At 68.0% G+C, this 6036-nt stretch carries 7 protein-coding genes and 1 pseudogene; 2 read left to right on the forward strand and 6 right to left on the reverse strand.

Translation table 11 applies throughout. From position 1 onward, the window contains the following. Positions 1-10: 10 nt before the first annotated feature. The 3 genes from ACZ53K_RS29820 to ACZ53K_RS29830 all read right to left on the reverse strand — a co-directional run bounded on the left by ACZ53K_RS29820 (position 11) and on the right by ACZ53K_RS29830 (position 2616). Positions 11-496, reverse strand: coding sequence for a transposase (locus ACZ53K_RS29820; RefSeq protein ID WP_468842443.1), 486 nt, complete (start codon positions 494-496; stop codon positions 11-13). A gap of 765 nt (positions 497-1261) precedes the next feature. After that, positions 1262-1870 (reverse strand): NUDIX domain-containing protein, encoded by a 609-nt coding sequence (locus ACZ53K_RS29825; protein WP_468842446.1) that lies wholly within the window; start codon positions 1868-1870, stop codon positions 1262-1264. 155 nt (positions 1871-2025) lie between these two features. Continuing rightward, on the reverse strand, positions 2026-2616 hold the full coding sequence (locus ACZ53K_RS29830; RefSeq protein WP_468842449.1) for a DNA glycosylase AlkZ-like family protein: 591 nt from the start codon (positions 2614-2616) through the stop codon (positions 2026-2028). A 185-nt stretch (positions 2617-2801) separates the two neighbouring features. On the opposite strand from ACZ53K_RS29830, the pseudogene ACZ53K_RS29835 reads away from it, so the two are divergent. Further along, a pseudogene (locus tag ACZ53K_RS29835) lies at positions 2802-3269 on the forward strand (IS30 family transposase); the annotation flags it as partial. Positions 3270-3484: 215 nt separating this feature from the next. On the opposite strand, the gene ACZ53K_RS29840 reads toward ACZ53K_RS29835, so the two are convergent. After that, positions 3485-4243, reverse strand: a complete 759-nt coding sequence (locus tag ACZ53K_RS29840) for a hypothetical protein (protein WP_468842451.1) — start codon at positions 4241-4243, stop codon at positions 3485-3487. Positions 4244-4352: 109 nt separating this feature from the next. Then, positions 4353-4676 (reverse strand): hypothetical protein, encoded by a 324-nt coding sequence (locus ACZ53K_RS29845; protein ID WP_468842453.1) that lies wholly within the window; start codon positions 4674-4676, stop codon positions 4353-4355. Between the two features lie 509 nt (positions 4677-5185). Here ACZ53K_RS29845 and ACZ53K_RS29850 point away from each other — a divergent pair. Then, on the forward strand, positions 5186-5374 hold the full coding sequence (locus ACZ53K_RS29850; RefSeq protein WP_468842456.1) for a hypothetical protein: 189 nt from the start codon (positions 5186-5188) through the stop codon (positions 5372-5374). A gap of 65 nt (positions 5375-5439) precedes the next feature. Here the strand turns inward: ACZ53K_RS29850 and ACZ53K_RS29855 are convergent, their stop codons facing one another. Beyond that, on the reverse strand, positions 5440-5856 hold the full coding sequence (locus ACZ53K_RS29855; protein ID WP_468842458.1) for an STAS domain-containing protein: 417 nt from the start codon (positions 5854-5856) through the stop codon (positions 5440-5442). Positions 5857-6036: the final 180 nt, after the last annotated feature.

Here is a 6036-nt window from a genome sequence, read left to right on the forward strand (position 1 = left end):
GACCAGGAGATCAGGGGGAAAAGACGCCCGGTGTAGTGGTGACACTCCGCCGGGCGGCCCGCAGGGTGTCGGTGAAGGAGATGCGGTCGGGATCGACGCCGTGTGTGGCCGCGGTTCTGGCCATCACTTCGCGCAGAGCGTGGTGGACCAGCAGGTGGGCCCAGATCTGCCGGCGTACTCCGTCGGGCGTCTTGCTCGCCAGCACCACCCGGGCACCGCGCTGGTGGATCTTGATCTCACCGAGGACGGACTCGATCTCCCAGCGTTCTCGGTAGAGCTCCGCCAGCTCGCGGGCCGGATACCGCCCGGCGTTCAGCAGGTCGGTGACCAGTTGGTATCCGTCCGGCTCGGCACCGGGAACCCCTTGGAGCCGGTAGGCGATCACCCGCACCCGCACGGGATGGTTCTTCTTGCCGTCGGTCTGCGCATGGATCGCGGAGAGCCAGGAGCCGTCCGGCAGGCGCTGCTGCACCGGCAGTACCCGGTTGGCCGGCACCCACCACAGGTTCTGGGCCCCGGCGACGTCCCCCCGCCACCTGCGGTGACAGCAGCTAACCCCTCACGTACCCCGAGCCCATCTGTTCCCCGACCAGTCGATCTGCCCCGCAGAGGCATTCACGCCTCGCGCACAACGATGGGAGGGGGCCGCACTGCACAAAGTCACCTTCGGAGAGGCCAACAATGCAGGCGCGCAACAAAAGGGTGCACGAAAGTGCAGCACAGTCCGAGTGCGTTTGAGCGAACCCAAAGAAGACTGAGGTGGTTACTTGAACAGACCGGATAACATGCAGAGACAGGAGAGACTCCTCATCGGTTACTCCCCGGCCCGCTGCGTTGTGGGCCGGGGGTGTCATACGTTGACATAGCACCGGAGAGGGTTCCAGTCTTTTCAGGGCCTTTCTCGTCTGCCGTGGGCGAATGCGTGGGGGGGAAAGCCGCAGCAAGCGAAGGTCGCGGATCGTCCCGTTGTCATTCCGCAGGCCGAGCGCGCCATTGCGCACTACCTGACCGCCCACCAAGTGGATTCGCCCACGCCCGCCGCGCAGCCTGCGGTACCGCGCGCTTGCGGCCCGCAGGGGGCGTTGTCCGAGGTCGGCTGGGAGCGTCCTCCCCGCAGGCGTGGTGCCCCCGTCCCGCAGGGGTAGGCTCGCGAAACGGTAGTCGTCCGCCGCAGGCATGGGCGGAAGACGCCGGAGACCCCGCCAGACGCCCTCTTGCATGCCGGTGACCGGGACGCACTCCAGGCGCGGTGTTGCAGGGGCTACGCGATACCCGGAGCGTCTCTCCCTCGTCTCCCGCGCGGAGGAGAATCCACGGTCTCGGGTACACCGACAACCGAAATCCGTGCAGCATTGGAGGGTCTAACGGTCACATGAGGTATCGCACAATTCAGCGCCGATCTCGGTTGTACGTCGGGGCAGCTCAAAGCCCGCGATCCCAGCCGTATTTGCTGCTGATGCGGCCGGCGCGATGTGGCGCAGCGCCGCAGCGTGGTAAGGAACGGTCTGCTCAGGGATGCCGTCGAAAGGGAACCGCATTTGTCGGGCTCGGCGTTGTGCGGTTCGCCGTCCCACGCGTGAGCCCGGTAGAAGATGCCGAAGCGGGGGTCTTCTCCGGGGGCACGGTGATCGATGACGTGGGCCAGTTCCAGGTGGTCCGGGTCGACCCGTACGCCGATCTCCTCCCATCCTTCGCGGACGGTGCCGTGGTCGGTGGGTTCGTCTGCTTCGAGGTGGCCGGAGGGGACCTGCCATTGCCCGGAGGCGTATCCGCCTTGGCGCAGGCTGAGCAGGACCCGGCTGTCGCGGATCAGCAGCAGGTGGACGTCGATGATCCGGCGGTGGCGCTGGACGGTGAGGGGTGCTGTCACGGTGAGGGCGTTTCTCGTGAGTCCGGTGAAACCACCGATTACGGCGCGGCCGCGGGGGCTGGCCGAGTCTTTTGCGCCCTTCGGAGGAACAGGTCAGCCGGGTTCGGTGTCCAGGAAGGCTTCGGCCTGGTCCAGGCGGAGGCGGACTTTCCTCATCACTGGGTGTGAGAGCCGCGTGAGGAGCTGTGCTGCACGGTGCGGGTCTTCTTGTCCCAGTTCCAGGTGCCGACGATCCGGCCGGCGAGGGTGATGGCGGCGTGGACTTCGCCGATCGGGTTGAACACTTGGGCGTGGTGAGCTCCGTCTCGGTAGCGGTCGAGAGTGGCGAAGTACCCCTTCAAGCCGGGGTCTTCGAAGGCGAGCAGCCGTACATGGTCCGCTGGTAGGGGTGGCGCGGCGCGGATTTGGTCGATGTCCTCAGTCAGTGTGAGGAGGTCGTCGAGCAGCCCTTCGACGCGCACATGCGTGATGGCGGGGCGCAGGGTGGCCAGGGCGGGGGTGATCTCGGCTTGGCTGAGCCCCGTCCACCACAGCAGGTCCGCAGTGGAGGCCGGAGCGTAGGCATGAAGGTAGCGGCGGATGAGGCGCGCGGTCGCAGCGGTGATGTCGGGGTCGGCGAGGAGGGTTGCCGGGTGGGCATGCTCGATCAGTGCGAACTCGCGTTGCTCGCGGTGAGGGAGCAGTATTGCGGCAGGTGGTCCGGCCAGACTCCCAGGCCCACTTGATGCCCAGCCGCACCGCTTCAACCGCCGGTTGGGACTGCTCCTTGAGCATCCGGCCTTGCAGGTCGCGGTAGGCGAGCGGCCCGCCGGCCAGGGCCCCTTGGCACTGGATGCTCGTTCTTTCCAGGTTCTTGCGGCTCAGGCCGTGGCGGCGGGCGGTGGCCAGGGTGGCGCCGAGGCGGAGGCGCAGCGTGGCGGCGTGGGCGTCGGCGGTGCCCGGCCACTGGGAAGGCGACCTGATCATTGGCAAGGACAGCGCCTCCGCCATCGGCACCCTGGTCGAGCGGGCCACCCGCTACGTGATGCTCGTCCACCTGCCGGACGGCCGCAGCGCCCAGCAGGTCCGCGACGCGCTCCAGGAGACTGTGCGGCACCTTCCCGCGCATCTGAAGCGGTCCCTGACCTGGGACCAGGGCAGCGAAATGAGCCGTCACCACGAGTTCACCATTGCCACGGATGTGCCGGTCTACTTCTGCGACCCGGCCAGCCCCTGGCAGCGCGGCTCGAACGAGAACACCAACGGCCTGCTGCGGCAGTACTTCCCCCAAGGCACCGACCTGGCCGCCCACACCCGTGAACACCTCGGCACCGTCGCCGACCAGCTCAACCGCCGCCCACGCAAAACGCTCGGCTGGGAAACCCCAGCCGAGCGCCTGCATAAACTACTCACGGCCTGAGCAACACGACCACGTGTTGCGATGACCCCTAGAAACCGCCGCGCGGCGTCGGGGCCCTCCGCCGTACGGCGGTGCTCGGTCAGCGGCGGGGCGCCAGCGGGTGAAGAGGCACTCGCTGTCTTCTACGCCGATGCTGAAGGGTTGGGCGATGCGGTCGAGGGAAACGGCTTCGCCGGGGGCGTGGATGGTGTAGCCGCACCGGGTGTAGAAGACGGTCAGCCCTGCTCGCGTTCCTCGGCCAGCAGTTCGTCGCACAGTTCCGTCAGCTCCCACGCGTGCCTCTGGAGCGCTTCCACGACCTTGGTCAGCTTCTTCTCCCGCTTGGCGCCGGCTGCCGTGCCGTCGTGGTCGACGACGATCTCGCCGATGAAGCGGGAGAGGTGGTTCAGCACCGGGGTAGTCAGGCGGAGCTGACTGATCGCGTCGAGATCCCGTCCGGCCACCGGCCCCGACTTCGTCGGAAAGCCGTCGGGGCGCCGCTCGGTCGTACGAGTCTGGGTCAGCCGCAGGGAGGCGGCCACCAGCCGGGCCATCTGGACACTCTGCGGCCCCACCAGCGGGGCATCGGCGTCGGCCGGGCCGGGCGGGGCGTCCCCGGGGAAGCCCACCACGCTCGCCCCGAGCAGCTCCAGGATCTCCTCGGTGCACCGCTTCGGCCGTGCGATGCCGCGCTCGTCCAACGGCAGCACATCGAAGGAGTCGTGATCGGGGGCCGGCAGCCCATACGGCGGGTAGTGCCGTACCACCGTCACCGGCGAGCCGAACTCCCGCGCACAGGTCCGCACCAGACTTTCGGCCGCGTTGATCAGCCCTGCGCCCAGCTGAAGATCGGTGGCGATCACCAGGTGTCCGCCGTCGTTGGTCGGCCACACGCGTAGCCGTACGTGCGTGCGGTGGCCGTTGATGTCCGGGAAGTGCCAAGCGTGATCGTCACGGATCGGCGACAGCCGCGTCGGGATCGGCAGGTCGGACATCGGCGGTCCTCTCGTCGTACAGCGGTCAGACGAAGACGCTAGCCAGCGGTGCGGACGCCCACGCCCGAACGCGGAACTTCGTCCAAAATTCCAGCTCGCTGAGGCTGAACTACCGCCGCTCGCCGGGCGTGCCCCGGCACAGCCCGAAGGGAGTCTTCATGCCGTCGAGGTATCCGGCCTTACTGAGCTGGCGCATCACCGTATTCAGCAGGGCCGCGCTCGTGTCGGCTGGCCACAGGCAGGGTTCTGCCCAAAACCGCCTCCAGCTCGGCCCGTGCCCCTGTGCGGCGCGATACTCCTCGATCCAGCCCAGAGCCCGCTCACGCCACGCCGGATCGCCTGTCAGCCGCGCGGCACGCTCCAGGACCTTCTTCTTGGTTCTCCACCATGGACGACCCGCCTGGGGCCCCAAGGTCTTCGTGAGAACGTCCATCCCGACTCCGGCCGTGATCTCTGGGCAGAGCGGGCAGTCCACCGCGGACGCTGTCCCGTCCCGTTCCAGGTTCGCTCCCGGGCAGCTCGGCGACCAGGGGGTAGGCAAGATGCGGTGAGCGGATCGGATTGCTGAATCCCGGGGTGTGTCGCCGCTGGCGGAGCTCCGGGCGTGATCGTCCCACTCTTCGTTGTCGGTGAGCGCGAGCAAGACGCGTCAGGCGCGGAGTTCGATCTGGTCGCGGATCGGGCGGACTCCTCCCCGGCGAGCTGAACGGAGGAGCCGCTTGGTCCGTGTCCCTGATAGGCACGGAGGGTTCTGTAGTTGTCTCGCCGTGTCGAAGACGGCTGGGATCCCGCCATTGCTCATGGCCATCGCCGTCGTTGGGTTCGATGACGCTGTGAGAGGAACCCGGAAGGTTCCGGGGATATGTCAGGGGTCTTTCCCCTCAGAGGGAGGAGAGTGGGGGCACGGACCGGTTTCGGTCCTGCGGCTCTGCGGGGTTCCTAGTGAACAACTCCCCCTCCGAGGGCCAGCGCAGAGCGATAGCGGAGATCGTTGAGGCGGTGCAGCAGGGCAGGCACTGGCGCGTTGGACACCTCCTGGAACGTTTCGTACTGGAGGATGCCGATCTTCCCGCGCTCTTGGCGCTACGAGAGGCGCTGGCGCACGACCTGTCCACCCGGCACCGCCCCTGACGGGGCGGCCCGGGTGTCGGCGGTGTTCTCGGTCTCCGCGGGAGGGGGCCGAGGGCGCCGCTGCATCAAGGTGGCCGGGGGCGGCGAGTCGCTGGTGTGGATCGTGCCGGGCCGCGGTGCTGCTGGGTGAGGGCGTCCTGCATCGTGGCGACCGGCTGGAACACCGCATCGAGTCCGGCCGCCTTAAGGATCCGCAGGTGCCAGGCCCGGGTGCAGAGCAGTGTCAGATGTCCGTGGGATTCCAGGGCGCGTCGGCGGGCCCGGCAGAGCACTGCGATCGCGGTGCAGTCGATGAACTGTGCCGACCGCAGGTCCACGACCACGCGAGCTGCAGCGGGGAGAGTCGCGGCGTCCAGCTGCGCCCGGACCTCGGGCGCGGTGGCCGGGTCGATGTCGCCGCGGAGTTCGACCACCGTGCAGCCGTGCAGTAGGTAGGTGCGTGCCACGCGGCCGGGGGCGGGGCGCCGGTCTCTGATGCCCATGACAGGTCCTGGTGCGACAGCCCCGTGGACAACGGAGCTTGGGGATCATCGAACGGTCACCGGGGTCTGGGGTAACGCCTGACCACCCTAGGCGGTGTCTTCAAATGATCTTGTGTGGTGGATCATGGGCGGGTGATACGTCGACATGAGCTGTCGGATGCCGAGTGGGAGTTCGTCCGG

The sequence above is a fragment of the Streptomyces sp. NPDC033221 genome (genome assembly GCF_055577005.1).

Coding starts and splice junctions, on each gene's coding strand:
- ACZ53K_RS29840 (WP_468842451.1), bottom strand. CDS start 4,243: ATGTCCGACCTGCCGATCCCGACGCGGCTGTCGCCGATCCGTGACGAT.
- ACZ53K_RS29845 (WP_468842453.1), bottom strand. CDS start 4,676: ATGGACGTTCTCACGAAGACCTTGGGGCCCCAGGCGGGTCGTCCATGG.
- ACZ53K_RS29855 (WP_468842458.1), bottom strand. CDS start 5,856: ATGGGCATCAGAGACCGGCGCCCCGCCCCCGGCCGCGTGGCACGCACC.